Genomic DNA, 26,678 nt, shown 5'->3' with positions numbered 1-26,678 from the left:
TCCCCGCCCTGACGACCCTTTCCCGGGTCCGCCGCCCGTCACCTGCCTGTGCAGGTGGCGGGCGGTCGGTGTCCCCCCTCCCGTGCCCCGGCGTCCCTGCGCCGCCCGCCGTGGGACACTGGCAGCACTGCCCAGCCCGCCCGCGATCCCTCGAGGTGCTCACCCAGCGTGTCTCCGCTCGCCCGTCCCGACTCGGTGCCCCAGCCGGCGACCACCCCGCCCGAGGTCATCCGCAACTTCTGCATCATCGCTCACATCGACCACGGCAAGTCGACGCTCGCCGACCGGATGCTGCAGGTCACCGGCGTCGTCGACCAGCGCAAGATGCGTGCCCAGTACCTGGACCGGATGGACATCGAGCGGGAACGCGGGATCACCATCAAGAGCCAGGCGGTGCGGATGCCGTGGGCCGTGCCCGCCGCCGACGCGTCGGACGCGACCGGTCTGCGCACCCACGTGCTCAACATGATCGACACCCCCGGCCACGTCGACTTCACCTACGAGGTGAGCCGCAGCCTGGCGGCCGGGGAGGGCGCGGTGCTGCTCGTGGACGCCGCCCAGGGCATCGAGGCCCAGACCCTGGCCAACCTCTACCTGGCGATGGAGAACGACCTCACCATCATCCCGGTGCTCAACAAGATCGACCTGCCCTCGGCCCAGCCGGACAAGTACGCCGAGGAGATCGCCGGCCTCATCGGCTGCGAGCCGGACGACGTGCTGCGGGTCTCCGGGAAGACCGGGGACGGCGTCCCCGAGCTGCTCGACCGGATCGTCCAGGAGATCCCGCCCCCGGTCGGCGACCCGGACGCCCCGGCGCGGGCGATGATCTTCGACTCGGTCTACGACACCTACCGCGGGGTGGTCACCTACGTCCGGGTGATCGACGGCTCGCTGTCCCCGCGCGAGCGGATCGCGATGATGTCGACGAAGGCCACCCACGAGCTGCTCGAGATCGGGGTGAGCAACCCGGAGCCGGTCTCCTGCCCCGGCCTGGGGGTCGGCGAGGTGGGCTACCTGATCACCGGCGTCAAGGACGTCCGCCAGTCCAAGGTCGGCGACACCGTGACCGGGGAGCGCCGCCAGGCGGAGCACGCGCTGGGGGGCTACAAGGAGCCCCGGCCGATGGTCTTCTCCGGCCTCTACCCGATCGACGGGTCCGACTACCCGATCCTGCGGGACGCCCTGGACAAGCTCAAGCTCAACGACGCCGCGCTGGTCTACGAGCCGGAGACCTCGGTCGCGCTCGGCTTCGGCTTCCGGGTCGGCTTCCTGGGCATGCTGCACCTGGAGATCGTCCGGGAGCGGCTGGAGCGGGAGTTCAACCTCGACCTCATCTCGACGCTGCCCAACGTGGAGTACGACGTGAGCCTCGAGGACGGCACCGTCATCGACGTCACCAACCCGAGCGAGTTCCCCTCCGGCAAGGTCGGCGCCATCACCGAGCCCGTGGTCCGGGCCACGGTGCTGGCCCCCAGCGAGTTCATCGGCACCATCATGGAGCTGTGCCAGACCCGTCGCGGCACCCTGCGCGGGATGGACTACCTCTCCCCGGAGCGCGTCGAGATGCGCTACACGCTCCCGCTGGCCGAGATCGTCTTCGACTTCTTCGACGCGCTCAAGTCCCGCACCCGGGGGTATGCCTCCTTCGACTACGAGCCGGACGGCACCCAGGAGGCCGACCTGGTCAAGGTCGACATCCTCCTGCAGGGTGACCAGGTGGACGCCTTCAGCGCGATCGTGCACCGGGACAAGGCGTACGCCTACGGGGTGCAGATGGTGGGCAAGCTCAAGGAGCTCATCCCGCGCCAGCAGTACGAGGTCCCCATCCAGGCCGCGATCGGGTCGCGGGTCATCGCCCGGGAGACCATCCGCGCCATCCGCAAGGACGTGCTCGCCAAGTGCTACGGCGGTGACATCAGCCGCAAGCGCAAGCTGCTGGAGAAGCAGAAGGAGGGCAAGAAGCGGATGAAGATGGTCGGCTCCGTCGAGGTGCCGCAGGAGGCCTTCATCGCCGCGCTCTCCCAGGACGGGGCGGCGGCCGAGAAGGCCAAGAAGTGAAGGGGATCGACCCCGCACTGTCCCGGACCCGGTCGTTCACCCGCCGGGGGGACCGTATGCCGCGCACCCACCAGGCGGCGTGGGACCGGCTGGCCACGCAGGCCGTGCTGGACGTCCCCCGGCCGCGACCCGGGTCCACGCTGGTGGACCCGGCATACCGGCTCGACCCGGAGCAGGTCTTCGGGCGCCGGGCACCGTTGGTGGTCGAGGTGGGCCCAGGGTCCGGGGACGCCCTGGTGCACGCCGCGACCACCCACCCCGAGGTGGACTTCCTGGCGCTGGAGGTCTGGCGGCCGGGCATCGGCCACGCGCTGGCCAAGATGGGGGAGCAGGCGCTGCCCAACGTGCGTTTCGTCGAGGCCGACGCTGCGCCGGTGCTGACCACCCTGCTGGAGCCCGGTTCGGTGCACGAGGTGTGGACGTTCTTCCCCGACCCGTGGCCGAAGAACAAGCACCACAAGCGACGCCTCGTCGACGCCGAGTTCGCCGACACCGTGGCCGACCTGCTGCCGCCCGGCGGCCTCTGGAGGTTGGCCACCGACTGGGCCGCCTATGCCGGGGCCATGCGGCAGGTGCTGGACCCCCACCCCCGGTGGGAGCTCGTCGGCACCGACCGCGCTCCGTTGCGTCCGGTCACCCGCTTCGAGCGGCGGGGCACCGAGGCCGGCCGGTCCATCACCGACCTGACGTACGCGGTGCGCTGAGGACCTCCCGGCGCCGGACGCTGCGCCCAGTGGCCCAGTTCTGCCCGTAGATCGGTCTGATTCCCGTGCACATGTGGGCCACTCGGTCATTGCCTGTGGACAGGTGAGAGTGATGGTGCCCAGGCCGGTGCAGGCTGAGGACATGGGGGACCTCGATCCGAACGCACCCTTCACGGCCCAGGCTGCCCGAGCAGCAGGTATGACGCGCCGCCAGCTCGCGGCCTCGAGCACCCAGCTGGTCCGCGGAATCTACGTGCAGTCCACGGGTGCTCCTGACGTCCTCACCCAGGCGCGGGCCGCTCTCCTGGTCGCGGCGTCACCGCAGGCGTTCGTCTCGTACCACCTGGCCGCCAGGCTCTACGGCGCCGTGGTCCCGAGCACCTCGGACCTGCACGTCTCGGTGCCCCTCGGGACCAAGCGGCGCCGTCGGGACGGCGTGGTGGTGCACTCCTCCGCCCGACGGAGCACGCTCTTCCGTGGGGTACCCGTGACCCCTCCGGCGGACACCTTCCTCGACCTGGCACGCCTGGTGGACCTGGTCGACCTCGTGGTGCTCGGGGACTCCCTGGTGCGCCGGGGACGATGCTCGCCGGCACACCTGCAGACTGCTGCGGCCACCTTCACGGGCAGGGGTGCCCGGCGCGCCCGGCGTGCAGCGGCCCTGGTCAGGAGCGGTGTCGACTCGCCGATGGAGACACGCTCACGCATGCTGCGGGTGCTGTCCGGCCTGCCGGAGCTGGAGACGGACATCAGGTTCTACGACGACTCCGGGCGGTTGCGACGGCGCCTGGACGCCGGTGACAGGAGGACGCGGACGGCGGTCGAGTACGACGGCAGGCACCACGTGCAGCGTGAGGAGCAGTGGGAGGCGGATCTGGGCCGCCGGGAGCAGTTCGAGGATGAGAGCTGGCGCATCGTGACGTTGATCTCCGGGGACATCTACGTCTCGCCGGGGACGACGGTCGACAGGTTGCGGCGGATCTTCCGGCAGCGCGGCATACCCGCGGGGCCTCCCCGTGACGAGTGGCGGCGCTACTTCCCGGGTCGGCAGTGACCTGTGCGCCGAGCTATGCTCAGTCGCCCACTGCGTCCCGGGCCCGCTTCACCAGCCGCGGGTCGGGGCGAAGCACCACGTCGTGGTCCTTGCCCTCGTACTCGAACTGGGACAGGAAGTGGCGCATCGCGTTGATCCGCGCGCGCTTCTTGTCGTTGGACTTGATCGTCACCCAGGGCGCCCAGTCGGTGTCCGTGCGCCGGAACATCTCCTCCTTGGCGGAGGTGTAGGCCTCCCAGCGGTCCAGCGACTCCAGGTCCATCGGGGAGAGCTTCCACTGCCGGACCGGGTCGAGCTGGCGGATGGCGAACCGGGTGCGCTGCTCGGTCTGGGTGACCGAGAACCAGAACTTGGTGATCGACATCCCGGCCTCGACCAGCATCTGCTCGAACTGCGGGGCCTGGGTCATGAAGCGCTCGTACTCGGACGTGGAGCAGAAGCCCATCACCCGCTCGACACCCGCCCGGTTGTACCAGGAGCGGTCGAAGAGCACCATGTCCCCGGCGGTGGGCAGGTGCTGGATGTAGCGCTGGAAGTACCACTGCCCGGCCTCGACCTCGGTCGGCTTGTTGAGCGCGACCACCCGCGCCCCCCGAGGGTTGAGGTGCTCGGTGAAGCGCTTGATCGAGCCGCCCTTGCCGGCCGCGTCGCGTCCCTCGAAGATCAGCACGTGCCGGCTGCCGTTGTCCTTGGCCCAGTACTGGAACTTCAGCAGCTCCACCTGCAGCAGCCACTTCTCGACCTCGTAGTAGTCCCGGGTCATCCGTTCGGAGTACGGGTAGTCCTCCCGCCAGGTGTCGACGGCGCTGCCGTCGGGCGTGATGAGGTCGGGGTCGGACCCTTGGTCGTCGCGCACCGTGTAGCCCTGGTCCCGCAGGCTGTCGATGTACTCGCGAAGGCGCTGCTGCACGCTGCCGAGAGTAGCGCGCGTCCCGGTCACCGGCAGGGTCGGGTGGTGGGTGCCCCGGCGCCCGACCGGTGGGACACTGGGGGTATGCCCTCCGCCTTCCCCCCGGGTGACCCCGCGCCGGAGGACGGGTCCCTGCCCTCCGCGGCCCTGGAGGGTATGCGCTCGCGCCCCTTCTCCGTCTACCTGCACGTGCCCTTCTGCCGGGTCCGCTGCGGCTACTGCGACTTCAACACCTACACCCTGCCCGAGCTCGCCGACGACGGGGCGCCCGAGGGTTTCCTGGCCGCGGCGCTGGCGGAGGTCGAGCTCGCCGGGCGGGTGCTCGCGCCCGCCGGTCCGCCACCGGTGTCGACCGTCTTCGTCGGTGGGGGCACCCCCACCATGCTGTCCCCGGCCGCCCTCGGCTCGCTGGTGCGGGCGGTGGACACGCGCTGGGGCCTGGAGCCGGACGCCGAGGTCACCACCGAGGCGAACCCGGACACCATCACCCCGGCCGTGGCCGCGCAGCTCGCGGAGCAGGGCTTCACCCGGGTCAGCCTCGGGATGCAGTCCGCGGTGCCGCACGTGCTGCGCACCCTGGACCGAACCCACGACCCGGACGGTGTCGCCCGCGCGGTGCAGGCGGTACGGGCGGCCGGGATGCAGGTCAGCCTGGACCTCATCTACGGGACCCCGGGGGAGTCGCTGGCGGACTGGCGGACCAGCCTGGAGGCCGCGGTCGCCCTGGAGCCGGACCACGTGTCGGCCTACGCGCTGGTGGTGGAGGTGGGGACCCGGCTGCACGGTCAGGTGCGCCGCGGGGAGGTCCCGGCCCCCGACGACGACGACGAGGCCGACAAGTACGAGCTGGCCGACGAGGTGCTGGCCGCCGCCGGGTACCGGTGGTACGAGATCTCTAACTGGGCCCGTGCGGACGCAGGGCGGTGTCGGCACAACCTCGCGTACTGGCGGGGGGCCGACTGGTGGGGGGCCGGCCCCGGTGCGCACAGCCATGTCGGCGGGGTGCGCTGGTGGAACGTCAAGCATCCTCGCGCCTACGCCGACCGTCTCGCCCGGGGCCTCGCCCCGGTGCACGCGCGGGAGGTGCTGACGCGGGAGCAACGGCACGAGGAGCAGGTGATGCTCCAGGTGCGGCTGCGGGACGGGCTCCCGGTCGCGGACCTGGACCAGGCCGGCCGCCGGGCGGTGGCCGGCCTGGTCGCCGAGGGCCTGGTGGACGGACGGGACGCCGTGCGGGGCACCGTGGTGCTGACCCGCGCCGGTCGGCTGCTGGCCGACACCGTGGTGCACCGCCTGCTGGCCGGCTGAGCGGTGCACCGACGAGGTGCGGCTCAGCTCAGCAGGCGCAGCTGGAACGGGTAGGTGTAGGTCTCGCCGTTGGAGGCGCGGACCGCACCCTTGATGTGGCAGAACAGCTGGATGACGAAGAGCAGGATCCAGCCGGGGATGGCCCACAGGAAGCCCAGGCCCAGGGTGAAGATGACGCTGATCCAGAGCAGCACGCTGGCGATGGTCAGGCTCAGGTTGAAGTTGAAGGCGCCGGCCGAGGCGGTACGCACCGCCGCGGACCGGTCCTTGTAGAACAGCCAGATCAGCAACGGGCCCAGGAAGGGCAACCAGCCGACGCTGATCAGCATCGCCACCGGCGCGGACAGGTGGGCCAGCAGCATCATGGTCCGCTCCTCGCCCTGCGGACGTCCGGCGGGCTGGTTCGGGTACGGCTGCTGACCGCTGGGGGGATAGGGGTTCTGGCTCATGGGGCTCACTCCTCGGGTGGCACGGTGACGAAGTCGATCAACTCTTCGACGCTGGCGAGCAGCGTCGGTTCCAGGTCGCTGTAGGAACGAACGGTGGACAGGATCTTCTTCCACCCCAGGGCCACGTCGGTCTGGCTGGAGTGCGGCCAGCCGAGCTCGGCCAGGATCCCGTGCTTCCAGGACCGGCCGCGCTCGATGACGGGCCATGCGGTCAACCCCAGGCGGGCCGGCTTGACCGACTGCCAGACGTCGACGTAGGGGTGGCCGAGGATGCGCACGTGCGGGCTCAGCCCGGCCGCACCCTGCACGATCCTGCTCTCCTTGGTGCCCGGCACCAGGTGGTCGACCAGGATGCCGAGGCGGGCGTCCCGGTGCGGGCCGAAGCCGCGGATCTCCCCGGCCAGGTCGTCGACGCCGTTGAGCATCTCGACGACCACCCCCTCGCCGCGCAGGTCGTCGCCCCAGACCTTCTCCACCAGCTCCGCGTCGTGCTTGCCCTCGACCCAGATCCGGGAGCCGCTGGCCACCCGCGCCGGTGCCGCCTGGGCCCGGACCGAACCGCTGGCCGTCCGGGCGGCGGCGGAGGCGGCAGCGGCCACCTGCGCGGCCCGTTCGCGGGTGTCCGGGACGAGCACCACGGGTGCGCCGTCGACCAGGAAGCCGGGCCCCAGCGGGAAACCCTTGCGCCGGCCGCGGCGGTCCTCGAGGTGGACCACCTGCATACCCCCGGCCTTCTCGACCGCGACCACGGCGCCGCACCAGCCGGTCTGCACGTCCTCCACCACCAGCCCGGCCTCGGCGACCAGCTCTCTGGCGCGACCCCGCCGGGGTGCGCGCCAGTCGGTGGCCAGGACGTCGGTGCCGTAGCGATCACTCACACCGCCCGACGGTACCGTCTGCACATGAGCACCCGCACCGAGAAGGACAGCATGGGCCCCGTCGAGGTGGCCGCCGACCGCTACTGGGGAGCGCAGACGCAGCGCAGCCTCGGCAACTTCGACATCGGCCGTGACGCCTTCGTGTGGGGTCGGCCGATGATCCGCGCCCTCGGGGTGCTGAAGAAGTCCGCGGCCCGGGCCAACGCCGACCTGGGAGAGCTGGACGCCCTCGACGAGCGGGCGCGGGCAGCCCTGGTCCAGGCGGCGGACGAGGTCGTGCGCGGCGAGCTGGACGAGCACTTCCCGCTGGTCGTCTTCCAGACCGGCAGCGGCACCCAGAGCAACATGAACAGCAACGAGGTGATCGCGCACCGCGCCGACGAGATCCTCACCGGCGAGCTCTCCGCCGAACGCACCGTCCACCCGAACGACCACGTCAACCGTGGCCAGAGCAGCAACGACACCTTCCCGACCGCCATGCACGTGGCCGTGGCCCTGGAGCTGAGCGAGCGCTTGTACGCCCCGGTCGAGCAGCTGCGGGACACGCTGGCTGCCAAGGCGGAGGAGTTCTCCGACGTGGTCAAGACCGGACGCACCCACCTGCAGGACGCCACCCCGCTCACCCTCGGCCAGGAGATCGGCGGTTGGGTGGCCCAGCTCGACTTCGGCCTGGAGCAGGTGCGGCACGCGCACACCGGGGTGCTGCGGCTGGCGATCGGTGGCACCGCGGTCGGCACCGGCCTGAACGCGCACCCCGACTTCGGTACTGCGTGCGCGGCCTACATCGCGCAGGAGACCGGTCAGGACTTCGCCGTGGCCCCCGACCACTTCGCCTCGCTGTCGGCGCACGACGAGCTGGTCGCGGTCAGCGCCGCGCTGCGCACCCTGTCCGGCGCCCTGATGAAGATCGCCAACGATGTGCGCTGGCTTGCCAGCGGGCCGCGGACCGGGATCGGCGAGATCACCATCCCGGAGAACGAGCCGGGCTCGAGCATCATGCCCGGCAAGGTGAACCCGACCCAGTCCGAGGCGCTCACCATGGTCGTCACCCGGGTCTTCGGCAACGACGCCTGCGTGGCCTTCGCCGGCACCCAGGGCAACTTCCAGCTCAACGTCTTCAAGCCGGTGATGGCGCACGCCGTGCTGGAGTCGATCCGGCTGATCGCCGACGGCTGCCGCAGCTTCGACGAGCACTGCGCGTCCGGGATCGAGCCGCACACCGCCAAGATCGAGGAGAACCTCGCCCGCAACCTCATGCTGGTGACCGCGCTGAACCCCCACATCGGCTACGACGCCGCGGCTGCGATCGCCAAGACCGCGCACCGGCAGGGACTGACGCTGCGCGAGGCGGCGCTGGACAGCGGTCTGCTGACCGGCGAGCAGTTCGACGCCTGGGTGGTGCCGGCCGACATGACCCACCCGCGGGCGGTCGACTGACCGCCGCTCGCCCGGTCGGACGCGGGGCTCCGGGTGCCGGACCCCCGAACGGGTAGACTGGCACTCGGGAATGACGAGTGCCAGCAGCGCCACGCCGACCGGCCAGGAGGGAGAACGATGAGCGACGACCGCAGGCTCGAGGTGCTCCGCGCCATCGTGCAGGACTACGTGCGCACCTCCGAGCCGGTCGGGTCCCGGTCCCTGCTGGAGCGCCACCAGCTGGGGGTCTCCGCGGCCACCGTCCGCAACGACATGGCCGTGCTCGAGGAGGAAGGCCTGATCACCGCGCCGCACACCAGCGCGGGCCGGGTGCCCACCGACGCCGGCTACCGGATGTTCGTGGACCGGCTGCAGCAGATCAAGCCGATGACCCGGGCCGAGCGGGCCGCGATCGCCCGCTTCCTGGACGGCGCGGTCGACCTGGACGACGTGGTCTCCCGCACCACCCGGCTGCTCTCCAGCCTGACCCAGCAGGTGGCCGTCATGCAGTACCCCCGGCTGTCCCGGTCGGCGGTGCGGCACGTCGAGCTGGTCCCGGTCGGGGGCACCCGGCTGATGATCGTCCTCATCGTCGACACCGGGCGGGTCGAGCAGCGGGTGGTCGACGTCGGACGCGACCTGACCGGGGACCCGGACGTGGTGGCCCAGCTGCGCGGCGTCGTCAACGAGCTGTCCGTCGGGCAGCGGTTGAACGAGGTGGGCGCCCGCCTGGCCGACGCCGACGAGCGGGTCGCCCCGGCGGACGCCGAGCTGGCCCGCACCGTCGTGGACGCGCTGACCCTGGCGGCGCAGGAGCGTGCCGAGGAGCGGGTCGCTCTGGCCGGCACCGCCAACCTGGCCCGGGTGGGCAGCGACTTCCCGACCTCGCTGTCCCAGGTGCTGGAGGCGCTCGAGGAGCACGTGGTGCTGCTCCGGTTGATGGGCAGCATGGCAACCGTCGACCGGACCGAGGCGGTGGCCGTCGCGATCGGTGCGGAGAACCCCTACGAGCCGTTGCGCACCACCTCCGTCATCGCCACCACCTACGGGACGGCGGGCGGCCTCGGTGTCGTCGGCCCGACCCGGATGGACTACCCGCAGACGATGGCCACCGTCCGTGCCGTCGCCCACTACGTCGCCGACATGCTCGACGGGTGAGCAACCTCACGGCATACCCGAGAAGCACGCACCGTTGACGAGTGCGGACCTGACCTGTTGACCGTTACGCAACCCCAAGGACATGCCACCCCGTGAATGACTACTACACCGACCTCGGAGTCTCCCGCGAGGCCTCTGCCGAGGAGATCAAGAAGGCCTACCGCAAGAAGGCCCGCCAGCTGCACCCGGACGTGAACCCCGGGGCCGAGGCGGAGGCCGAGTTCAAGCGGGTCAGCCAGGCCTACGACGTGCTCGGCGACCAGGCCAAGCGCGCCTCCTACGACCGCGGCCAGGACCCCTACGGCGGGGCCACCGGCGGCTACGGCCAGGGCTTCACCTTCAGCGACATCATGGACGCCTTCTTCGGCGGCACCTCCGCGGGCACCCGCGGCCCCCGCGGCCGGGTCCAGCGTGGCCACGACGCGCTGGTCCGCCTCGACATCGACCTGGCGACCGCCGTCTTCGGCGGCGAGCAGACCCTGCAGATCGACACCGCGGTGGTCTGCAGCACCTGCACCGGGGCCGGCGCCCAGCCGGGCAGCGGCACCCGCACGTGCGACGTGTGCAGCGGACGCGGCGAGGTGCAGCAGGTGCAGCGCTCCTTCCTCGGTCAGGTGATGACCTCCCGTCCCTGCCAGGCCTGCCGCGGCTACGGCGACGTCATCGAGCACCCCTGCTTCGACTGCTCCGGGGAGGGGCGCGTGCGGACCCGTCGCGACCTCACCCTCAAGGTGCCCGGCGGCGTCGACTCCGGCACCCGGATCGCGCTCGCCGGCGAGGGCGAGGTCGGACCGTTCGGCGGCGACGCCGGGGACCTCTACGTCGAGATCGCCGTCGAGGCGCACGACACCTTCCAGCGCCAGGGCGACGACCTGCACTGCACCCTGGAGGTGCCGATGACCGCGGCCGCCCTGGGGGTCACCCTCCCCGTCGAGACCCTGGACGGGCCGGTCGAGGTCGACCTGCGGGCCGGCACCCAGCCCGGCCAGACGATCCGGCTCGACGAGAAGGGCGTCACCCACCTGCGCGGCCAGGGGCGTGGGGACCTCGTCGTCCACCTCGACGTGAAGGTGCCGACCAGGCTCACCGACACCCAGCGCGACCTGCTCGCCCAGCTCGCCGAGAGCCGAGGTGAGTCGGTGCCGACCGGGCGGATGGGCAGCGCCCACTCCCGCAAGCACAGCCTCTGGGACGCCCTGCGGGGTCGCTGACCAGATGAGTGCACCGCTGTTCCTGGTCGATCCCGGGTCGCTCCGGGCGGACGAGTTGCTGCTCGGGGGGGACGAGGGGCGGCACGCCGTCACCGTGCAGCGGATCCGCGCCGGTGAGCAGGTGCTCGTCGCCGACGGCCAGGGCAGCGGCGCGCTCTGCCGGGTCGAGGCGGTGCGCCCGGGAGAGGCCGACCTGGTGGTGCTCGACCGCCTCGACTCCCCGGCGCCGGCCCTCAGGCTGGTGCTGGTGCAGGCCCTGGCGAAGGGGGACCGGGACCACCAGGCCATCGAGGCGGCGACCGAGCTCGACGTGGACGAGGTGGTGCCCTGGCAGGCCGGCCGCAGCGTGGTCCGCTGGCGTGGGGACCGGGGCGTCAAGGCGGCCCGCCGGTGGGAGCAGGTCCTGCGGGCCGCGACCAAGCAGTCCCGCCGGCTGCGGGTCCCGGTGCTGGGGGAGACGGTGGAGCTGTCCGCCCTGCTGGAGCGGGTGCAGACCGCGGACCTGGCCCTGGTGCTGCACGAGGAGGCGACCCGCCCGCTGTCGGACGTGCCGCTGCCCGAGGCGGGGGAGGTGCTGCTGGTGGTCGGCCCGGAGGGGGGCGTCTCGCCGGACGAGCTGGACGCCCTGACCGGGGCGGGGGCATACCCGGTGCGGCTCGGGAGCACCGTGCTGCGCACCTCGACCGCCGGTCCGGCCGCGCTGGCCGTGCTGAACTCCACCACGAGGTGGCGGTGACCGGGCAGCAGCCCGAGGCCCGCCCGCGCAGCCGCGACATCTTCGCACCGGGCATCCGTAGCGCCTCGGTCGGTGCCACCGCGCTGATCGCCCTCTTCGCGCTGGAGTACATCGCCGTCGGCGCAGCGATGCCGACCGTCGCCGCGGCCCTGGACGGCTACCACCTCTACAACATGGCCTTCGGCGCGACCGTCGCCGCGAGCGTGGTGGGGATGGTCGTCGGCGGCTGGTGGGCCGACCGTCAGGGACCGCGCCCCAGCGTGGTCACCGGGACCGCGCTCTTCGCCGGCGGCCTGCTGCTGGCGGGCACCGCCGTCAGCATGGAGGTCTTCGTCCTGGGCCGCGCCCTGCAGGGCCTGGGCAGCGGCGCCTCCACGGTCGCCCTCTACGTGGTCATCGCCCAGCGGGTGCCCGACCGGCTGCGTCCCGCGGTCTTCTCGCTGCTGGCCGCGGCCTGGGTGGTGCCGGGGCTCGCCGGGCCGCTGCTCACCGGGGCGATGGTCGAGCACCTGTCCTGGCGCTGGGTCTTCCTCGGGGTGGTCCCGCTGGCGGCGCTGTCGCTGTGGGTGCTGGGCCCGGCGCTGCGGGCGACCCGCCGCGGGGGCGTCGGCGCGCACCTGCGCCGCACGACGATCCTGTGGGCGGTCGCCGCGGCGCTCAGCGTCGGCGTGCTCAACCTGGCCGGCGAGCGGGTCGAGGGGCGCGAGTACGCCATCGGGGCGGTCTCCCTGCTGGTGCTGCTGGTCGCCGCCCGGCAGCTGCTGCCGCGCGGCACCCTGACGCTGGGTCGTGGGCTGCCGTCGGTGATCGGCGTGCGCGGGGCCCTCGGCGGGTCGTTCGTGGCGGCCGAGGCCTACCTGCCGTTGATGCTGAGGGACGAGCACGGCTACTCCCCGGCGCAGGCCGGCGGTGCCCTGGCCGCCGCCTCGGTCGCCTGGGCACTGGGGTCCTGGTGGCAGAGCCGGTTCCCGCCCGGCGTGGACCGGTATGCGCTGATGATGGTCGGGGTCGTGCTCTACACCGTGCTGATGGGCGTGCTGGCGCTGGTGTTCTGGACCTCCCAGCCCGGGTGGATGGTGATCGCCGTGTACGGGCTGGCGACCCTCGGGGTCGGGCTGGCCTACCCCACCACCTCGTTGCTGACGATGCGGCTGTCACCGGAGGCCGAGATCGGCCACAACTCCAGCGCGCTGCAGGTGGGGGAGGCGCTCAGCAGCGCCCTGGCACTGGCGCTGACCGGGGTGGTCTTCGGGCTCTACTACGCCTCCGCGCCGCACCTGGCCTTCGTCGGCACCCTGGTCGTCGCGCTCGGGGTGGGTGCCCTGTCCGTGCTCAGCGCCCTGCGGGCGCGGCCCGCGCAGGGGGCGGACGTCACCGCCGCCGTCTAGACTGGAGATCCCATGACAGAGACCGACACCAGCACGTCCCCCACCCCGCCCACGCACACCGTCGTCATCCCCGACGACGTGTCCATGGTCAGCCTGCTCGGCCCGCACGACGAGCTGCTGCGCACCATCGAGCGCGCCTTCCCCCAGGTGGGCGTGCACGTGCGCGGCAACGAGTTCCGGGTGACCGGCGACTCCGGTGAGCTCGCGCTCGTCGAGCGCCTGGTCGACGAGCTGCAGTCCATCGTGCGGCGCGGTCAGCCGTTGAACCGGGACGCGGTGGAGCGCAGCATCGGGATGCTGCGCACCGCCACCACCGACCGGCCGGCGGACGTGCTCACCATGAACATCGTCTCCAGCCGCGGCCGGACGATCCGGCCCAAGACGCTGAACCAGAAGCACTACGTCGACGCCATCGACGACCACACGATCGTCTTCGGCCTCGGCCCGGCCGGCACCGGGAAGACCTACCTGGCGATGGCCAAGGCCGTCGCCGCGCTGCAGGCCAAGCAGGTCAACCGGATCATCCTGACCCGGCCGGCGGTCGAGGCGGGGGAGCGGCTGGGGTTCCTGCCCGGCACCCTGACCGACAAGATCGACCCCTACCTGCGTCCCCTCTACGACGCCCTGCACGACATGGTCGACAGCGAGTCGATGTCCAAGCTGATGGCGGCCGGGACCATCGAGGTGGCACCGCTGGCCTACATGCGCGGACGCAGTCTGAACGACTCCTTCATCATCCTGGACGAGGCGCAGAACACCTCGCCCGAGCAGATGAAGATGTTCCTGACCCGGCTCGGCTTCGGGTCGAAGATGGTGGTCACCGGTGACACCACCCAGGTGGACCTGCCCGGTGGCACCGACTCCGGTCTGCGCGTGGTGCAGGGCATCCTGGACGGCGTCGACGACATCCACTTCTCCCACCTGACCAGCCAGGACGTCGTGCGCCACCGACTCGTCAGCGACATCGTCGACGCCTACGGGCGGTACGACGAGCGGCGCCGGGAGAACCCCCGCCGGTCCCGCGCCGGCGGCGGGGGCTCCTGATGATCGAGGTCCTCAACGAGTCGGGCGAGGTGCCCTCGCCGGTCCCGGAGGCCGAGCTCGCCGACCTCGGCAGGCACGTCCTGGAGCAGCTGCGGGTGAACGCGCGTGCCGATCTGACGATCACCCTGGTGGACGAGAGCACGATGGCGAACCTGCACCAGCGGTGGATGGACCTGCCCGGACCCACCGACGTGATGAGCTTCCCGATGGACGAGCTCCGCCCCGGCCGGACCGGGGCCGACCCCGACTCCGGACCGGCGGGGATGCTCGGGGACGTGGTGCTCTGCCCGGGCGTCGCGCAGACCCAGGCCCAGCAGGCCGGGCACGCGGTGGGGGACGAGATCCTGCTGCTGACCACCCACGGGATCCTGCACCTGCTCGGGTTCGACCACGCCGAGTCGGCGGACGAGCGGGAGATGTTCGACCTGCAGCGCACCCTGCTGCTCACCTTCCTGGCGCAACGGGGGCGGGCCACCACCGCCGCCGACGGCGACGTGGCCGGGCGCCCATGACGTCTCTCGTCCTGGTGGCCCTGCTGACCACCGTGGTGGCCTTCCTGCTCACCATCGGTGAGACGGCGCTGCAGCGGGTGGGTCGGCACCGCGCCGAGCAGCTGCTCGACGACGGGCGCCGTGGCGCGCCGGCCCTGGTCCGGATCAGCACCGACCCCTCGCCCTACCTGGCCGTCGCCGCCTTCGTCCGGGTCACCGCCGAGGCGGCCACCGCCGTCCTGGTGACGGTGGCCGTCGACACGGTGACGGACTCGCACTGGTGGACCGCGCTGGTCGCGGTGACCATCATGGCCGTCGTCACCTTCGTGGTGGTCGGGGTCTCGCCGCGCACCCTCGGCCGCCAGCACTCCGAGCCGGCCGCCCTGGTGGCCGCACCGGTGGTGCGGATGCTGCGGATGGTCTTCGGCCCGGTGGCCAAGCTGCTGGTGGTCATCGGCAACGCGGTGACCCCGGGGCGCGGGTATGCCGAGGGCCCGTTCGCGAACGAGACCGAGCTGCGTGAGCTGGTCGACCTCGCCGGTGAGTCCTCGGTGATCGAGGACGAAGAGCGGGAGATGATCCATTCCATCTTCGAGCTCGGCGACACCGTGGCGCGGGAGGTGATGGTGCCCCGGCCCGACCTGGTGACGATCAAGGCCGAGAAGGTGCTGCGGCAGGCGATGTCGCTGTTCCTGCGCTCGGGCTTCTCCCGGGTCCCGGTGATCGGCGAGGACACCGACGACGTGCTCGGGATGCTCTACTTCAAGGACGTGGTGCGGGCCGTGAACAGCCGCGCCGACTCCGCCAGCACCGTGCAGGTCACCGAGGTCATGAGGCCGGTCCAGCGGATCCCCGAGATGAAGCGGGTGGACGAGCTGCTCCGCGAGATGCAGCAGGGCCGCCAGCACGTCGCCCTGGTCATCGACGAGTACGGCGGCACCGCCGGGCTGCTGACCATCGAGGACATCGTCGAGGAGATCGTCGGCGAGATCACCGACGAGTACGACCGGGACAGCGTCGAGGTCGAGGACGTCACCCTGGGGGACGGCAGCCAGGCCACCCGGGTGCCGGCGAACCTGCCGGTCGACGACCTGGCCGGGATGTTCGACGTCGAGATCGAGACCGAGGACGTCGACTCGGTCGGCGGGCTGCTGGCGACCGCGATCGGGATGGTGCCGATCCAGGGCTCGACCGGACAGTTCGCCGGTCTCGAGCTCACCGCCGAGCGGATGGCCGGTCGTCGGCGGCGGGTCGCGACGGTCCTGGTGCGCCGTCTGGACGCCACGGACCGCTCCGAGGGCGAGCCGCAGGACCACCCGCCGGAGCCCGAGGGGCACCGGGACCACGAGCAGAGCAAGGACGAGGTGAGCACCAGTGTCCGGTGACGACACGACATACCGCAGCGGGTTCGCCTGCCTGGTCGGACGCCCGAACGCGGGCAAGTCGACGCTGACGAACGCGCTGGTCGGCACGAAGGTGGCGATCACCTCCTCCAAGCCGCAGACCACCCGGCACGCGATCCGTGGGATCCGCACCACGGCCGGGTCCCAGCTCATCCTGGTGGACACCCCCGGTCTGCACCGGCCGCGCTCGCTGCTCGGGCAGCGGCTCAACGACGTGGTCCGGGAGACGCTGCTGTCGGTGGACGTCATCGGCTTCTGCCTGCCCAGCGACCAGCGGATCGGGCCCGGCGACACCTACATCGCCAAGGACCTGGCCGACCTGCACGCCGTCCGCAAGGTCCCGGTGGTGGCGATCGCCACCAAGGCCGATGCCGTCAGCAGGGACCGCCTCGCGGAGCACCTGATGGCCATCGACCGGCTCGGCGACTGGGACGAGATCATCCCGTGCTCCGGGCTGCGTGGTGACCAGGTCGACGAGGTGGCCGACGTGCTCTCCGGCTACCTGCCGGTCTCCCCGCAACTCTACCCCGACGGCCAGGTCAGCGACGAGTCGACCCTGGTGCAGATCGCCGAGCTGGTGCGGGAGGCAGCGCTCGAGGGCGTCCGCGACGAGCTGCCGCACAGCCTGGCGGTGCAGGTGGAGGAGATCGTCCCGCGGGCGGACCGGCCTGCGGACTCACCGTTCTCCGACGTGCGGGTCAACGTCTTCGTGGAGCGTCCCAGCCAGAAGGCGATCATCATCGGTCGCGCGGGCACCCGGCTGCGGGACGTCGGCACCGAGGCGCGCCAGGGGATCGAGAAGGTGCTGGGCCACCGGGTGCACCTGGACCTGCACGTCAAGGTCGCCAAGGACTGGCAGCGCGACCCCAAGCAGCTGGACCGGCTGGGGTTCTGAGCGCCCGTCCGGGCCCGTCCCCGCAGGACCGGCACGGCCGCGCCGGACGTGGCACAGTGGGGCCATGAAGAAACTTCTCAACGACCCCGCGGACGTGGTCGTCGAGGCGTTGGCGGGGATGGCCGCGGCGCATCCCACGCAGCTGCGCGTCGACCTCGACCACCGTCTCGTGCTGCGGTCCGGGGGCGCCGTGCCCGGCAAGGTGGGCCTCGTCTCCGGCGGCGGCTCCGGTCATGAGCCGCTGCACGGCGGTTTCGTCGGTCGCGGCATGCTGGACGCCGCCTGCGCGGGTGAGGTGTTCACCTCACCCGTCCCCGACCAGATCCTGGCGGCCACCACCGCCGTGGACGGCGGCGCCGGCGTGCTGCACATCGTGAAGAACTACACCGGCGACGTGATGAACTTCGAGATGGCCGCCGAGCTGGCCGCGGAGCAGGGCATCTCCGTGGAGTCGGTGGTGACCGACGACGACGTGGCGGTCCAGGACAGCCTGTTCACCGCGGGACGTCGCGGCGTCGGGGTGACGGTGCTGCTGGAGAAGATCGTGGGCGCCGCCGCAGAGCAGGGACGCCCGCTCGCGGAGTGCGCGGAGCTGGCCCGCCGGGTCGACGACCAGGGGCGCTCGATGGGCATCGCCCTCACCTCCTGCACCGTCCCGGCCGCGGGTCGACCGACCTTCGAGCTGGCCGACGACGAGATGGAGGTCGGCATCGGCATCCACGGCGAGCCGGGACGCTCCACCGAGAAGATCGCCCCGGCCCGCGACATCGCGGCCCGGCTGGTCGAGCCGGTCCTGGAGGACCTCGGCGTCGGTCGCGGGGAACGGGTGCTGGCCTTCGTCAACGGGATGGGAGGCACACCGCTGCTGGAGCTGTACCTGATGTTCAACGAGGTGCACCGTCTGCTGGACGAGGCGGGGATCACCGTGTCCCGGTCGTTGGTGGGCAACTACATCACCTCCCTGGACATGGCGGGATGCTCGGTGACGTTGCTGCGGGTGGACGACGACATGGTCGACCTGTGGGACGCTCCTGTGGACACGCCCGGCCTGCGCTGGGGAGGATGAGCACATGGCTGACCTGAACGCCTTCCAGGCCTGGATCGCGGACTGCTCCGCGACCGTGACCGAGCAGAGCGACCACCTCACCGATCTCGACAGACCCATCGGCGACGCCGACCACGGCAGCAACGTCAGCCGGGGCCTGAAGGCCTGCGCGGAGCTCGCGCAGCAGCAGGACTTCGGCAGCGTCGACGCCTATCTCAAGAAGGTGGGGATGACCCTGGTCAGCACCGTCGGCGGTGCCTCGGGCCCGCTGTACGGCACGTTCTTCCTCCGCCTCGCGGCACCGCTCGCCGCCACCGAGGACGTCGGTGCCCGCGAGTTCGGCCAGGCCCTGCGGGCAGGGGTCGAGGGGATCGTCGCCCGCGGCAAGGCGGAGGCGGGGGACAAGACGATGTACGACGCGTTCGCCCCCGCGCTGGAGGCCTTCGACCGGAGCGCCGCCGAGGGTGCCGGGCTGGCAGAGTGCCTGCAGGACGCGGCCCGGGCCGCCGCCGAGGGGCGGGACGCCACCGAGGCGATGATCGCCCGCAAGGGCCGGGCCTCCTACCTGGGCGAGCGCAGCGCGGGCCACCTCGACCCGGGGGCGACCAGCGCCACGATGCTGCTCGAGGCCGCCGCCAGAACCCTGGGCTGAGTGACGATGGTCGGGCTGGTCGTCGTCTCGCACAGCCGTGCCCTGGCCCGGGCGGCCGTGGCCCTGGCGGCGGAGATGCGCCCGGGAGACGCCGCCCCGGTCGAGATCGCCGCCGGGCTGGACGAGGAGACCACGGGGACCGACGCCAGCGCCATCGCCGAGGCCATCCAGCGCGCCGACGAGGCGTCGCAGGGGTCGGGGGTACTGGTCCTGCTCGACCTGGGCAGCGCCGTCCTGTCGGCGGAGATGGCGCTGGAGTTCATGGACCCGGAGGTGGCCTCCCGGGTCAGGCTCAGCCCGGCACCCCTGGTGGAGGGCCTGGTCGCCGCCACCGTCGCGGCCGGCACCGGCGCGGACCTGGAGGCCTGTGCCCTCGAGGCCGTCCGCGGCGCCGAGGCCAAGGCCACCCAGCTGGGCACCGGTGGCACCGGGCCGGAGGTGGCGGACCCCGCGCCCTCGACGGCACCGCAGCCGGACGCGGACATCGCCTCGCCCGAGGACGCCGGTGCCTGGGAGCAGGTGGAGGTCTCCGTGCTCGGTGACCACGGGCTGCACGCCCGACCGGCCGCCCGGCTCGTCACCACGGTCGCCGCGGTGGCACCAGAGACCCGTGTGCGGGTGCGCAACCTCACCGGAGGAACCGGCCCGGTCGAGGCGATGAGCATGTCCGCGGTCGCGACCCTCGGCGCCCTGCACGGGCACGTGCTACGGGTGGAGGCGACGGGGCCGCAGGCCACCTCGGTGCTGGCCGACGTCGAGGCGCTGGCGGCGACGGCCTTCGGTGACGCCCCGGGACCCGCCGAGCCGCTCGCCGACGTGGACGAGCCCGCTCCGGCGGTCTCCGACGAACCGGGTGTGGCCGGGTCAGGGCTCGAGGCCGCCATCGGACAGGCGGTGCTGGACCACACGATGCCCGAGCCGGACGACCTGGTGGCCCGTGCACCGGGGGAGGAGCAGGACCGCCTGGACGGGGCGGTCGCGGAGGCGCTGGCACGCCTCACCGAGCTCGCCACCCGCGCCCGGCGTCACCTCGGTCAGGGGCACGCCGAGGTCTTCGACGCCCATACCGCGCTGCTGCGCGACCCCGAGCTGCTCGGCGGCGTCGCAGCCCGCATCGACGCGGGTGCCAGCGCCGCGCAGGCCTGGCAGGACGCGGTGGCGGAGGTCGCCGGCCGGTTCGAGGCACTGACCGACCCCTACCTGCAGGCCCGCGCCCAGGACGTGCGCAGCGTCGGCGAGCGGGTGATGCGGGTGCTGCTGGACGTGGCGGAGCCGGAGGCGCTCGGAGACGGGATCCTGGTGGTCGACGAGCTGGACCCGGCCCTGGCGATCTCCCTGGACGCGGGCGCGATCGCCGGCGTGGTCACCCGGCGTGGGGGCGCCCTGGGTCACGGCGTGCTGATCGCCCGGGCCCGGGGGGTGCCCGTGCTCACCGGTGCGGGGGAGCGCGCCCGGGTCCCGGCCGGGACGCTGCTGGCCTTCGACGCCCGCACCGGCCGGCTCGAGGTGGACCCTCCCGGGGAGGTCCAGGCCGCCTTCGACGAGATGCTGGCCCGGCGGCGGGACGAGCGGGACCACGCCCTCGCCGACACCCACCTGCCGGTGGTCACCCGGGACGGGGCCCGGATCACCGTGAAGGCGAACGTGTCCTCGCTGGCGGTGGCCCGGCTGGGTGCCGGGTTGGGCGCCGAGGGGTCCGGGCTGGTGCGGACCGAGGCCGTCTTCGCGCAGTGGCACCGGGCGCCCACGGTGGAGCAGCAGGTCGAGGTGTATGCCGCGATGGCGCAGGCCTTCGACCCGCAGCCGGTGACCATCCGCACCTGGGACGTCGGCGGGGACAAGCCGTTGGAGTTCATCCCCGTCGAGGCCGAGGAGAACCCCTTCCTGGGGGTGCGCGGGCTGCGTGCCTTCCGCGAGGACCCGACCCTGCTGCTGGACCAGATGCAGGCGATCTGCGAGGTGGCGCGCACCCACCGGGTGAACATCCTCTTCCCGATGGTGACCTCCATGGACGACGTGGACTGGGCCCGCGCGCGGTTGCTGGAGGCGGCCCGCCGGATCGGCCTGAGCCGGCTGCCGGACCAGCTGGGTGTCGGGATCATGGTCGAGGTGCCCGCGGTCGCCGTGCGGCTGGCCCGGCTGGCCCGTGGCCTCGACCTGATCTCCATCGGCAGCAACGACCTCAGCCAGTACACGCTCGCCGCGGAACGCGGCAACCCGAGGGTGGCGACCTGGTCCGACCCCCTGGACCCGGCGGTGCTGCAGCTGATCCGGCTGATCTGCGACCGGGCCCCGGAGGGGGTGGTCGTCAGCCTCTGCGGTGAGATGGCCGGCGACCCGGCGACGGCAGGCCTGCTGGTCGGGCTGGGGGTGCGCGAGCTCAGCGTGGCCCCGAGTGTCATCCCGACGGTCAAGGCGCGGCTACGGGCGGCCTCGCTGCGGGACCTGCAGGACCTGGCTGCCGGTGCCGTGGTGGCCCGGGACGCCGCCGCGGTCCGGGACCTGCTGCCCCAGCTGCCGACCGACGCCGCTCTCTGACCCGGAGTCGCGAGGCTCGGCCTTTGGTCAGGGCCGCCCGCTGTGGTGGAGTGGACGCTCACCTGCCCCTCCATCTCGACGACGGAGCTTCGATGAGTGACCACGACCCGCCTGCCCGACCACGGGCCGGGACCGCGCCCACCCGACGTCCGCCGCACCAGGAGCCCGGTCTGGTGCTCACCGCCGTGCTGCTGGCCTACTCCGCCCTGGTGTTCGCCTGGTGGCCGACGGACACCGAGATCGCCGGTGTCTCCCTGGTCACCTGGCTGATGCTCGTCGGCATCATCGCCTGGGTGGTCATCGGGTTCGTCTACTGCTGGTGGACCGAACGTCTCGACCGCGCAGGGAAGGCAGCACGATGAGGGTCACCGAGAGCGTCATCCTGGGCATCTACCTGGTCGTCGTCACCGGCGTCGGGGTCTACTTCTACCGGCGCGCGCGCAGTTCCGCGTCGGAGTACTACACCGCGGGCCACAGCATCAACACCTTCGTCGGTGCCTTCGCGGTCTTCGCCGCGGTGGCCAGCTCCAGCTCGCTGATGGGAGCGGTCGGGTCCGGGGTCGAGCTGGGCCTGCCGTACTTCTTCACGTATGCCTTCGGCGCCGTCGCGATCCTGCCGTTCGCGATCTTGCTCGTGGCCGGACAGCTGCGCAAGGCCGGGGTGAAGACCATGCCGGACTTCTTCCGGCAGCGGTTCGGCACCAGCGTCCAGCTGGTGGCCGCGGTGATCGTCGTGCTCGCGATGACGTTCTACATGGTCCCCCAGCTGACCGCCTCCGGGCTGATCGGTTCCTACGTGCTGGGCATCGACTACCCGGTCGCGGTGATCGTCCTGGGTCTGGGTTTCACCCTGTACGCAGCACTGGGCGGGATGTGGGCGATCACCTACACCGACCTCATCCAGGGCGGGATCATGATCGTCGGCATGGTCCTCCTGGCCGGCACGATCCTGATCGCGCACGGAGGGCTCGGAAACGTCCTGGACGACGCACTGGCCGTCAGCCCCGAGTTCGGCCAGGTCACCCAGCCGTGGATGTCCTACTTCGGGTTGTTCGTGGCGTTCCTGTGGTTCGGCATCATCTCGCCATCAGTGGTCATGCGGAACTTCGCGTCCCGTAGCGTCTTCGTCGCCCGCCGATCCTCGATGTGGGGCGCGGTGCTCTACCTGGTGCTCTTCCTCAGCGGCGCGGTGATCGCGATGGCCGGGACCTCGATGGACGTCGTGGACTCGTTGGACAACGCCGACCTGGTCCTCGTCGTGGTCATCGAGCAGTACCTGCCCGCCCTGCTGGGCGGTCTGGTCCTGGCCGGGTTGCTCGCGGCGATCATGTCCTCGGCCGACGCCATGCTGCTGGCGGTCTCCGCCGGCGTCGCCCACGACATCTACAAGGGCCACCTGCGTCCGCACGCGAAGGAGCGGGTCGTCACCGGGCTAGGTCTGGTGGTCATGGTCCTGGCCAGCGCGATCGGCATCTACTTCGCCCTCGACCCGCCCCAGCTGATCGCGGTCATGGTCGGCTGGGTGGGCGGCTTCCTGCTCTCCAGCTTCGGCTTCCCGATGGTGCTGGGTCTCTGGTGGCGCGGCGCCACCACCGCCGGGGCCCTGTCCGGGATGGTCGGCGGTGCCGTGATCTTCGTCGTGCTCATCGTCGGCGGCTGGTTGCCGACGAACGCCGAGCCGATCATCGCCGCGCCCGTCAGCCTGCTGCTCATCGTCGTGGTCAGCCTGCTGACCGGCCCCACGACGTCGAGGCAGCGCGAGCTGGTCGACCACTACCACGCGGTCGAGGAGGAGTCGGTCGGTGCCGCCGGTCCGACCCGCTGACCTCACCGTCATCGGGGACCGTCTGCTCACCCAGGAGCAGGCCCGGTCCCGGATGCCGCGTCGGCCGCGCCGGGGCCCCGCCGGGCGGGCCGTCGGCGAGCTGGTGCTGCACCCGCTGTGGATCGCCTGGTCCGACGTGCTGGCGGACCGACCGCCGTTCCGCACGGCGGTGCGCCCCACCGTGATCTTCGTGGATGCGGTCTCGCAGTACCGCGGGCTCCTGGCGACGGTGCCGCACACCCAGGTGGTCGAGGACGGGGTCGTGCATCCGGCGACGGTAGGACGCGAGCGCGCCCTGGAACTGGTCGCCGACGTGCAGCAGACGCAGATCAACCGCAGCTACCTCCTCCGCAAGCCGAGGCACGAGGTGCGCCGCCTGGAGCTGCTGCACCTGCCGGTGTGGCGGTTCGACCCCGCAGACGGGACCGCGGTCGGACATGTCAACGCGGTCTCGGGCGCCGACGAGACCTATCTGGCCGGACGCTGGGACGCGCCGCGGACCTAGGCCGCCGCAGAGGTATGCCGTGCAGCCCGGCTCAGCCCGGTGCGCCGAGCCGGACCTCGCCGTCGGGGGTGCCCAGGGTCGCGACCAGCTGCGGTTCCGGGCCGAGGTCGACGCGGGCGCGCACGCCCAGGACACCCAGCACCCGCTCGGCGGTCCCGGGCTCCGGGTGCTCCAGGTCCAGCCCGATCAGGTCCAGCACCGGCATCGGGTCGTCACCGGGATGGGCGCCACCGCGCCAGTCGACCAGGAACGGCTGCAGCCCGCCGAGACCCAGCGGGTCCGGGACCGCCATCTCCCAGGCGAGCGGCGTCCCGGCCGGGGTGACGCGGGAGGCGGCGAACGGACGCCCCGCCTGCACTCCGGCGGCGGCCGCCCGGTCGAGGCTCCCGGCGAGGTCGGCGGGGCGCACCGCCCAGCCGTGCAGCCGTGGCGCGAAGTCGGCGCCGAGGTGCCCCAGCCCCAGCATGGTGTCCTCAGGGGCCACCGCCGGCTGGTCCGGGTCGGGTCCGAGCAGCTCCAGGTAGCACCGGGTGCTGCCGTGCCAGCGCAGCCCCAGCAGCGCGTTGCGGGTGCCTCGACCCGGGTGCGCGCCACCTGGGACCGGTCGCACGCCCGTCCGCCGGGCTAGGTCGTCGATGGCGGCGTCCAGGGCGGGGACGGCCAGCACGAGATGGTCGAGGGCGGCGTCGTCGGAGGGGTGCAGCACGGGCGCCACTGTAGTGCGCGGCCCTCAGCGCACGCCCCGGGGTCGGAACTGGATGCTGATCCGGGGCCCGACGGGCGAGGACGTCTTGGGCACGCAGTGGTCCCAGGTGCGCTGGCAGGAGCCGCCCATCACCAGCAGGTCACCGTGGCCCAGCACGAACCGCCGGCTGCTGCCGCCACCACGGGGCCGCAGCAGCAGTGCCCGGGGCGCGCCCAGCGAGACGATCGCGACCAGGGTGTCGCGCGTGCTGCTGCGCCCGACCCGGTCCCCGTGCCAGGCGACGCTGTCGCGGCCGTCCCGGTAGAGGCACATGCCCGCGGTGGTGAAGGGCTCGCCGAGCTCGTCGGCATACCGACGACCGAGGTCGAGGCGCGCCTGCTCGAGCACCGGGTCGGGCAGCCGTTCCCCCTCGCGGTAGAAGCGCAGCAGCCGAGGCGTGGTCACCTGCCGGTCCCACATCTGCCGTTCCTCGCCGCGCCACGCGACGCCGGCCGGTCCGCCCAGCGCCAGCCGGGAGAAGAGCTGGTCCGAGCCGGTGACCCAACCGGGGCGCAGGTCGACCCAGGCGCCGTGGTCGAGCCCGGTGCGGTGCACCGCGTCCCCGAGCGCGCGCAACCCCACCTCGTCGACCTGGTCGAGCAGCGATCCCTGGAGCATCATGGTGAGAGCATAGAACAGGTGTACGACATACGACAGGGTGGAGGGTCGCCGATCGGGCTGGCCGGCCGGTGCGATGACCGGTGTGGTGGCCGGTGCGTCGTGGGTGCGAGGTGGGACACTGGCGGTATGCCCACGTACCGCGACGCCGCCATCGTGCTGCGGACGTACAAGCTGGGGGAGGCCGACCGCATCGTCATCATGCTGGGCCGTGGGCGGGGTCGGATCCGGGCGGTGGCCAAGGGGGTCCGGAGGACCTCGAGCAAGTTCGGGGCCCGCCTGGAGCCGGGCATGGTCGTCGACGTCCAGTGCTACGAGGGACGAAGCCTGGACATCATCACCCAGGCCGACGGGCTCGCCCCCTACGGCGACATGATCGCCCGCGACTACCCCGCCTTCACCGCGTCCAACGTCATGCTGGAGACCTGCGAGCAGCTCACCGACGACCAGGAGCCGGCGGTCGCGCACTTCCGGCTGCTGGCCGGTGGGCTGGCGGCGCTCGCCGGGCAGGAGCACGACAGCCGGATGGTGCTGGACTCCTACCTGCTGCGGGCGCTGGCGATCGGTGGCTGGCGGGCCAGCTTCGTCGACTGCGCCCGGTGCGGGATGACCGGGCCGCACCGCGCCTTCCACGTCCCCTCCGGTGGCGTGGTCTGCCCGGTCTGCCGTCCCCCCGGGTCCACCGCCCCGGCGCCGGAGACGCTGGCGCTGCTGCAGGCGCTGTTCGCCGGGGACTGGTCGGTGGCGGACGCGGCGCAGGGTCGTCATCGGGGCGAGGCGAACGGCCTGGTCGCGGCCTACCTGCAGTGGCACCTGGAGCGCGGGGTGCGCTCGCTGCGCCACCTGGAGAGGAGCCTGTGATGGCAGGTCGACAGCCGGTCCGACCGTTTGAGCATCCCTCGGGTGCGCGGCCCCCGCAGATCCCGCGCGAGCAGGTGCCGCAGCACGTCGCGATCGTGATGGACGGCAACGGACGCTGGGCCAACCAGCGTGGTCTGAAGCGCACGCAGGGTCACGAGGCGGGGGAGGCCTCGCTGCTCGACGTCATCGCCGGTGCCATCGAGGTCGGGGTGAGCTGCGTCAGCGCGTATGCCTTCTCCACCGAGAACTGGCGCCGCAGCCCCGACGAGGTGAAGTTCCTGATGGGCTTCAACCGGGACGTCATCCACCGTCGCCGGGACGAGCTCGACTCCTGGGGGGTCAGGGTGCTCTGGTCCGGGCGGACACCCCGGCTGTGGCGGTCGGTGATCTCCGAGCTGCAGGAGGCGGAGCGGCGGACCCGGGACAACGACGTCATCACGCTGAACTTCTGCGTCAACTACGGCGGCCGGGCCGAGATCGCCGACGCCGTCAAGCGGATCGGCGAGGACGTGCGTGACGGACGGCTCTCCCCGCGCGGCATCGACGAGCGCACGATCGGCCGCTACCTCTACCACCCCGAGGTGCCGGACGTGGACCTCTTCGTCCGGTCCTCCGGAGAGCAGCGCACGTCCAACTTCCTGCTCTGGCAGAACGCCTACGCCGAGATGATCTTCCTGGACACGCTGTGGCCCGACTTCGACCGCCGGGACCTGTGGCGGGCGATCGAGCAGTACGTCGGCCGGGACCGCCGCTACGGCGGCGCGGTGGACGCCTCCGGCTCCTGAG

Annotated in this window: 26 protein-coding genes; 21 read left to right on the top strand and 5 right to left on the bottom strand. The window is 72.2% G+C overall.

Features of this window, described 5'->3' with window-relative positions; translation table 11 throughout:
• The first annotated feature begins 168 nt into the window (after positions 1-168).
• The 3 genes from lepA to ACI3EY_RS09670 all read left to right on the top strand — a co-directional run bounded on the left by lepA (position 169) and on the right by ACI3EY_RS09670 (position 3,816).
• The gene (gene lepA / locus ACI3EY_RS09680; protein ID WP_405037559.1) at positions 169-2,058 is read left to right on the top strand and encodes a translation elongation factor 4; all 1,890 of its coding nucleotides are present in this window, start codon (positions 169-171) and stop codon (positions 2,056-2,058) included.
• On the top strand, positions 2,055-2,762 hold the full coding sequence (trmB, locus tag ACI3EY_RS09675) for a tRNA (guanosine(46)-N7)-methyltransferase TrmB (protein ID WP_405040270.1): 708 nt from the start codon (positions 2,055-2,057) through the stop codon (positions 2,760-2,762). Before lepA ends, trmB begins: the two co-directional genes overlap by 4 nt.
• A gap of 199 nt (positions 2,763-2,961) precedes the next feature.
• Positions 2,962-3,816: a hypothetical protein gene (locus ACI3EY_RS09670; protein WP_405040269.1), complete on the top strand. Its 855-nt coding sequence runs from the start codon at positions 2,962-2,964 to the stop codon at positions 3,814-3,816.
• Positions 3,817-3,835: 19 nt separating this feature from the next.
• Here the strand turns inward: ACI3EY_RS09670 and ppk2 are convergent, their stop codons facing one another.
• Entirely contained in the window at positions 3,836-4,726 is an 891-nt protein-coding gene (gene ppk2 / locus ACI3EY_RS09665; protein WP_405037562.1) for a polyphosphate kinase 2, read from the bottom strand.
• Positions 4,727-4,810: 84 nt separating this feature from the next.
• Here ppk2 and hemW point away from each other — a divergent pair, with 84 nt between their 5' ends.
• On the top strand, positions 4,811-6,034 hold the full coding sequence (gene hemW, locus ACI3EY_RS09660; RefSeq protein WP_405037563.1) for a radical SAM family heme chaperone HemW: 1,224 nt from the start codon (positions 4,811-4,813) through the stop codon (positions 6,032-6,034).
• Positions 6,035-6,057: 23 nt separating this feature from the next.
• Here the strand turns inward: hemW and ACI3EY_RS09655 are convergent, their stop codons facing one another.
• Positions 6,058-6,483 (bottom strand): DUF4870 domain-containing protein, encoded by a 426-nt coding sequence (locus ACI3EY_RS09655; RefSeq protein ID WP_405037564.1) that lies wholly within the window; start codon positions 6,481-6,483, stop codon positions 6,058-6,060.
• A 5-nt stretch (positions 6,484-6,488) separates the two neighbouring features.
• Positions 6,489-7,361 (bottom strand): DUF3097 family protein, encoded by an 873-nt coding sequence (locus tag ACI3EY_RS09650; RefSeq protein WP_405040268.1) that lies wholly within the window; start codon positions 7,359-7,361, stop codon positions 6,489-6,491.
• 24 nt (positions 7,362-7,385) lie between these two features.
• Here ACI3EY_RS09650 and fumC point away from each other — a divergent pair, with 24 nt between their 5' ends.
• The 15 genes from fumC to ACI3EY_RS09575 all read left to right on the top strand — a co-directional run bounded on the left by fumC (position 7,386) and on the right by ACI3EY_RS09575 (position 23,668).
• Positions 7,386-8,798, top strand: a complete 1,413-nt coding sequence (fumC, locus tag ACI3EY_RS09645) for a class II fumarate hydratase (RefSeq protein ID WP_405040267.1) — start codon at positions 7,386-7,388, stop codon at positions 8,796-8,798.
• 117 nt (positions 8,799-8,915) lie between these two features.
• Positions 8,916-9,935: a heat-inducible transcriptional repressor HrcA gene (hrcA, locus tag ACI3EY_RS09640; protein WP_405037567.1), complete on the top strand. Its 1,020-nt coding sequence runs from the start codon at positions 8,916-8,918 to the stop codon at positions 9,933-9,935.
• A gap of 92 nt (positions 9,936-10,027) precedes the next feature.
• Positions 10,028-11,146 carry a molecular chaperone DnaJ gene (dnaJ, locus tag ACI3EY_RS09635; RefSeq protein ID WP_405037568.1) on the top strand — a complete coding sequence of 373 codons (1,119 nt, stop codon included), beginning with the start codon at positions 10,028-10,030 and terminating at the stop codon, positions 11,144-11,146.
• Positions 11,147-11,150: 4 nt separating this feature from the next.
• Complete coding sequence (locus ACI3EY_RS09630; protein ID WP_405037569.1) at positions 11,151-11,882, top strand: 16S rRNA (uracil(1498)-N(3))-methyltransferase; 732 nt, start codon at positions 11,151-11,153, stop codon at positions 11,880-11,882.
• The gene (locus tag ACI3EY_RS09625; RefSeq protein WP_405037570.1) at positions 11,879-13,270 is read left to right on the top strand and encodes an MFS transporter; all 1,392 of its coding nucleotides are present in this window, start codon (positions 11,879-11,881) and stop codon (positions 13,268-13,270) included. Before ACI3EY_RS09630 ends, ACI3EY_RS09625 begins: the two co-directional genes overlap by 4 nt.
• A 12-nt stretch (positions 13,271-13,282) precedes the next feature.
• Positions 13,283-14,314, top strand: a complete 1,032-nt coding sequence (locus ACI3EY_RS09620; protein ID WP_405037571.1) for a PhoH family protein — start codon at positions 13,283-13,285, stop codon at positions 14,312-14,314.
• Positions 14,311-14,826, top strand: a complete 516-nt coding sequence (gene ybeY, locus ACI3EY_RS09615) for an rRNA maturation RNase YbeY (RefSeq protein WP_405040376.1) — start codon at positions 14,311-14,313, stop codon at positions 14,824-14,826. The genes ACI3EY_RS09620 and ybeY overlap by 4 nt, the downstream gene beginning before the upstream one ends.
• On the top strand, positions 14,823-16,190 hold the full coding sequence (locus ACI3EY_RS09610) for a hemolysin family protein (RefSeq protein WP_405037572.1): 1,368 nt from the start codon (positions 14,823-14,825) through the stop codon (positions 16,188-16,190). The genes ybeY and ACI3EY_RS09610 overlap by 4 nt, the downstream gene beginning before the upstream one ends.
• Positions 16,180-17,103, top strand: coding sequence for a GTPase Era (gene era / locus ACI3EY_RS09605; protein WP_405037573.1), 924 nt, complete (start codon positions 16,180-16,182; stop codon positions 17,101-17,103). The genes ACI3EY_RS09610 and era overlap by 11 nt, the downstream gene beginning before the upstream one ends.
• A gap of 64 nt (positions 17,104-17,167) precedes the next feature.
• Positions 17,168-18,169 (top strand): dihydroxyacetone kinase subunit DhaK, encoded by a 1,002-nt coding sequence (dhaK, locus tag ACI3EY_RS09600; RefSeq protein ID WP_405037574.1) that lies wholly within the window; start codon positions 17,168-17,170, stop codon positions 18,167-18,169.
• Between the two features lie 4 nt (positions 18,170-18,173).
• Positions 18,174-18,800, top strand: coding sequence for a dihydroxyacetone kinase subunit DhaL (gene dhaL, locus ACI3EY_RS09595; RefSeq protein WP_405037575.1), 627 nt, complete (start codon positions 18,174-18,176; stop codon positions 18,798-18,800).
• 6 nt (positions 18,801-18,806) lie between these two features.
• Positions 18,807-21,338, top strand: a complete 2,532-nt coding sequence (gene ptsP, locus ACI3EY_RS09590) for a phosphoenolpyruvate--protein phosphotransferase (RefSeq protein WP_405037622.1) — start codon at positions 18,807-18,809, stop codon at positions 21,336-21,338.
• Between the two features lie 92 nt (positions 21,339-21,430).
• Positions 21,431-21,700 carry a hypothetical protein gene (locus ACI3EY_RS09585; RefSeq protein WP_405037576.1) on the top strand — a complete coding sequence of 90 codons (270 nt, stop codon included), beginning with the start codon at positions 21,431-21,433 and terminating at the stop codon, positions 21,698-21,700.
• Entirely contained in the window at positions 21,697-23,163 is a 1,467-nt protein-coding gene (locus ACI3EY_RS09580; protein ID WP_405040266.1) for a sodium:solute symporter family protein, read from the top strand. Before ACI3EY_RS09585 ends, ACI3EY_RS09580 begins: the two co-directional genes overlap by 4 nt.
• Entirely contained in the window at positions 23,141-23,668 is a 528-nt protein-coding gene (locus ACI3EY_RS09575; RefSeq protein ID WP_405040265.1) for a hypothetical protein, read from the top strand. Before ACI3EY_RS09580 ends, ACI3EY_RS09575 begins: the two co-directional genes overlap by 23 nt.
• Positions 23,669-23,699: 31 nt before the next feature.
• On the opposite strand, the gene ACI3EY_RS09570 is transcribed toward ACI3EY_RS09575, so the two are convergent.
• Both ACI3EY_RS09570 and ACI3EY_RS09565 read right to left on the bottom strand, forming a co-directional pair.
• On the bottom strand, positions 23,700-24,374 hold the full coding sequence (locus ACI3EY_RS09570; protein ID WP_405037579.1) for a VOC family protein: 675 nt from the start codon (positions 24,372-24,374) through the stop codon (positions 23,700-23,702).
• 24 nt (positions 24,375-24,398) lie between these two features.
• Positions 24,399-25,034: an alpha-ketoglutarate-dependent dioxygenase AlkB gene (locus ACI3EY_RS09565; protein WP_405037580.1), complete on the bottom strand. Its 636-nt coding sequence runs from the start codon at positions 25,032-25,034 to the stop codon at positions 24,399-24,401.
• 126 nt (positions 25,035-25,160) lie between these two features.
• On the opposite strand from ACI3EY_RS09565, the gene recO reads away from it, so the two are divergent.
• On the top strand, positions 25,161-25,892 hold the full coding sequence (gene recO / locus ACI3EY_RS09560; RefSeq protein ID WP_405040264.1) for a DNA repair protein RecO: 732 nt from the start codon (positions 25,161-25,163) through the stop codon (positions 25,890-25,892).
• Positions 25,892-26,677, top strand: coding sequence for an isoprenyl transferase (locus tag ACI3EY_RS09555; protein WP_405040263.1), 786 nt, complete (start codon positions 25,892-25,894; stop codon positions 26,675-26,677). The genes recO and ACI3EY_RS09555 overlap by 1 nt, the downstream gene beginning before the upstream one ends.
• The last annotated feature ends 1 nt before the right edge of the window (position 26,678 follow it).

The organism is Serinicoccus shuyuelongi (assembly GCF_045032955.1).
Lineage (GTDB): Bacteria > Actinomycetota > Actinomycetes > Actinomycetales > Dermatophilaceae > Ornithinicoccus.
This window is presented reverse-complemented; position numbering and strand designations above follow the sequence as displayed.

Bases quoted from the DNA above. Each gene is read 5' to 3' on its own strand.
- ACI3EY_RS09670 (WP_405040269.1), top strand. From the start codon at position 2,962: ATGACGCGCCGCCAGCTCGCGGCCTCGAGCACCCAGCTGGTCCGCGGA.
- hemW (WP_405037563.1), top strand. From the start codon at position 4,811: ATGCCCTCCGCCTTCCCCCCGGGTGACCCCGCGCCGGAGGACGGGTCC.
- ACI3EY_RS09655 (WP_405037564.1), bottom strand. From the start codon at position 6,483: ATGAGCCAGAACCCCTATCCCCCCAGCGGTCAGCAGCCGTACCCGAAC.
- fumC (WP_405040267.1), top strand. From the start codon at position 7,386: ATGAGCACCCGCACCGAGAAGGACAGCATGGGCCCCGTCGAGGTGGCC.
- hrcA (WP_405037567.1), top strand. From the start codon at position 8,916: ATGAGCGACGACCGCAGGCTCGAGGTGCTCCGCGCCATCGTGCAGGAC.
- ACI3EY_RS09630 (WP_405037569.1), top strand. From the start codon at position 11,151: ATGAGTGCACCGCTGTTCCTGGTCGATCCCGGGTCGCTCCGGGCGGAC.
- ACI3EY_RS09620 (WP_405037571.1), top strand. From the start codon at position 13,283: ATGACAGAGACCGACACCAGCACGTCCCCCACCCCGCCCACGCACACC.
- ACI3EY_RS09610 (WP_405037572.1), top strand. From the start codon at position 14,823: ATGACGTCTCTCGTCCTGGTGGCCCTGCTGACCACCGTGGTGGCCTTC.
- dhaK (WP_405037574.1), top strand. From the start codon at position 17,168: ATGAAGAAACTTCTCAACGACCCCGCGGACGTGGTCGTCGAGGCGTTG.
- dhaL (WP_405037575.1), top strand. From the start codon at position 18,174: ATGGCTGACCTGAACGCCTTCCAGGCCTGGATCGCGGACTGCTCCGCG.
- ptsP (WP_405037622.1), top strand. From the start codon at position 18,807: ATGGTCGGGCTGGTCGTCGTCTCGCACAGCCGTGCCCTGGCCCGGGCG.
- ACI3EY_RS09585 (WP_405037576.1), top strand. From the start codon at position 21,431: ATGAGTGACCACGACCCGCCTGCCCGACCACGGGCCGGGACCGCGCCC.
- ACI3EY_RS09580 (WP_405040266.1), top strand. From the start codon at position 21,697: ATGAGGGTCACCGAGAGCGTCATCCTGGGCATCTACCTGGTCGTCGTC.
- ACI3EY_RS09565 (WP_405037580.1), bottom strand. From the start codon at position 25,034: ATGATGCTCCAGGGATCGCTGCTCGACCAGGTCGACGAGGTGGGGTTG.
- recO (WP_405040264.1), top strand. From the start codon at position 25,161: ATGCCCACGTACCGCGACGCCGCCATCGTGCTGCGGACGTACAAGCTG.
- ACI3EY_RS09555 (WP_405040263.1), top strand. From the start codon at position 25,892: ATGGCAGGTCGACAGCCGGTCCGACCGTTTGAGCATCCCTCGGGTGCG.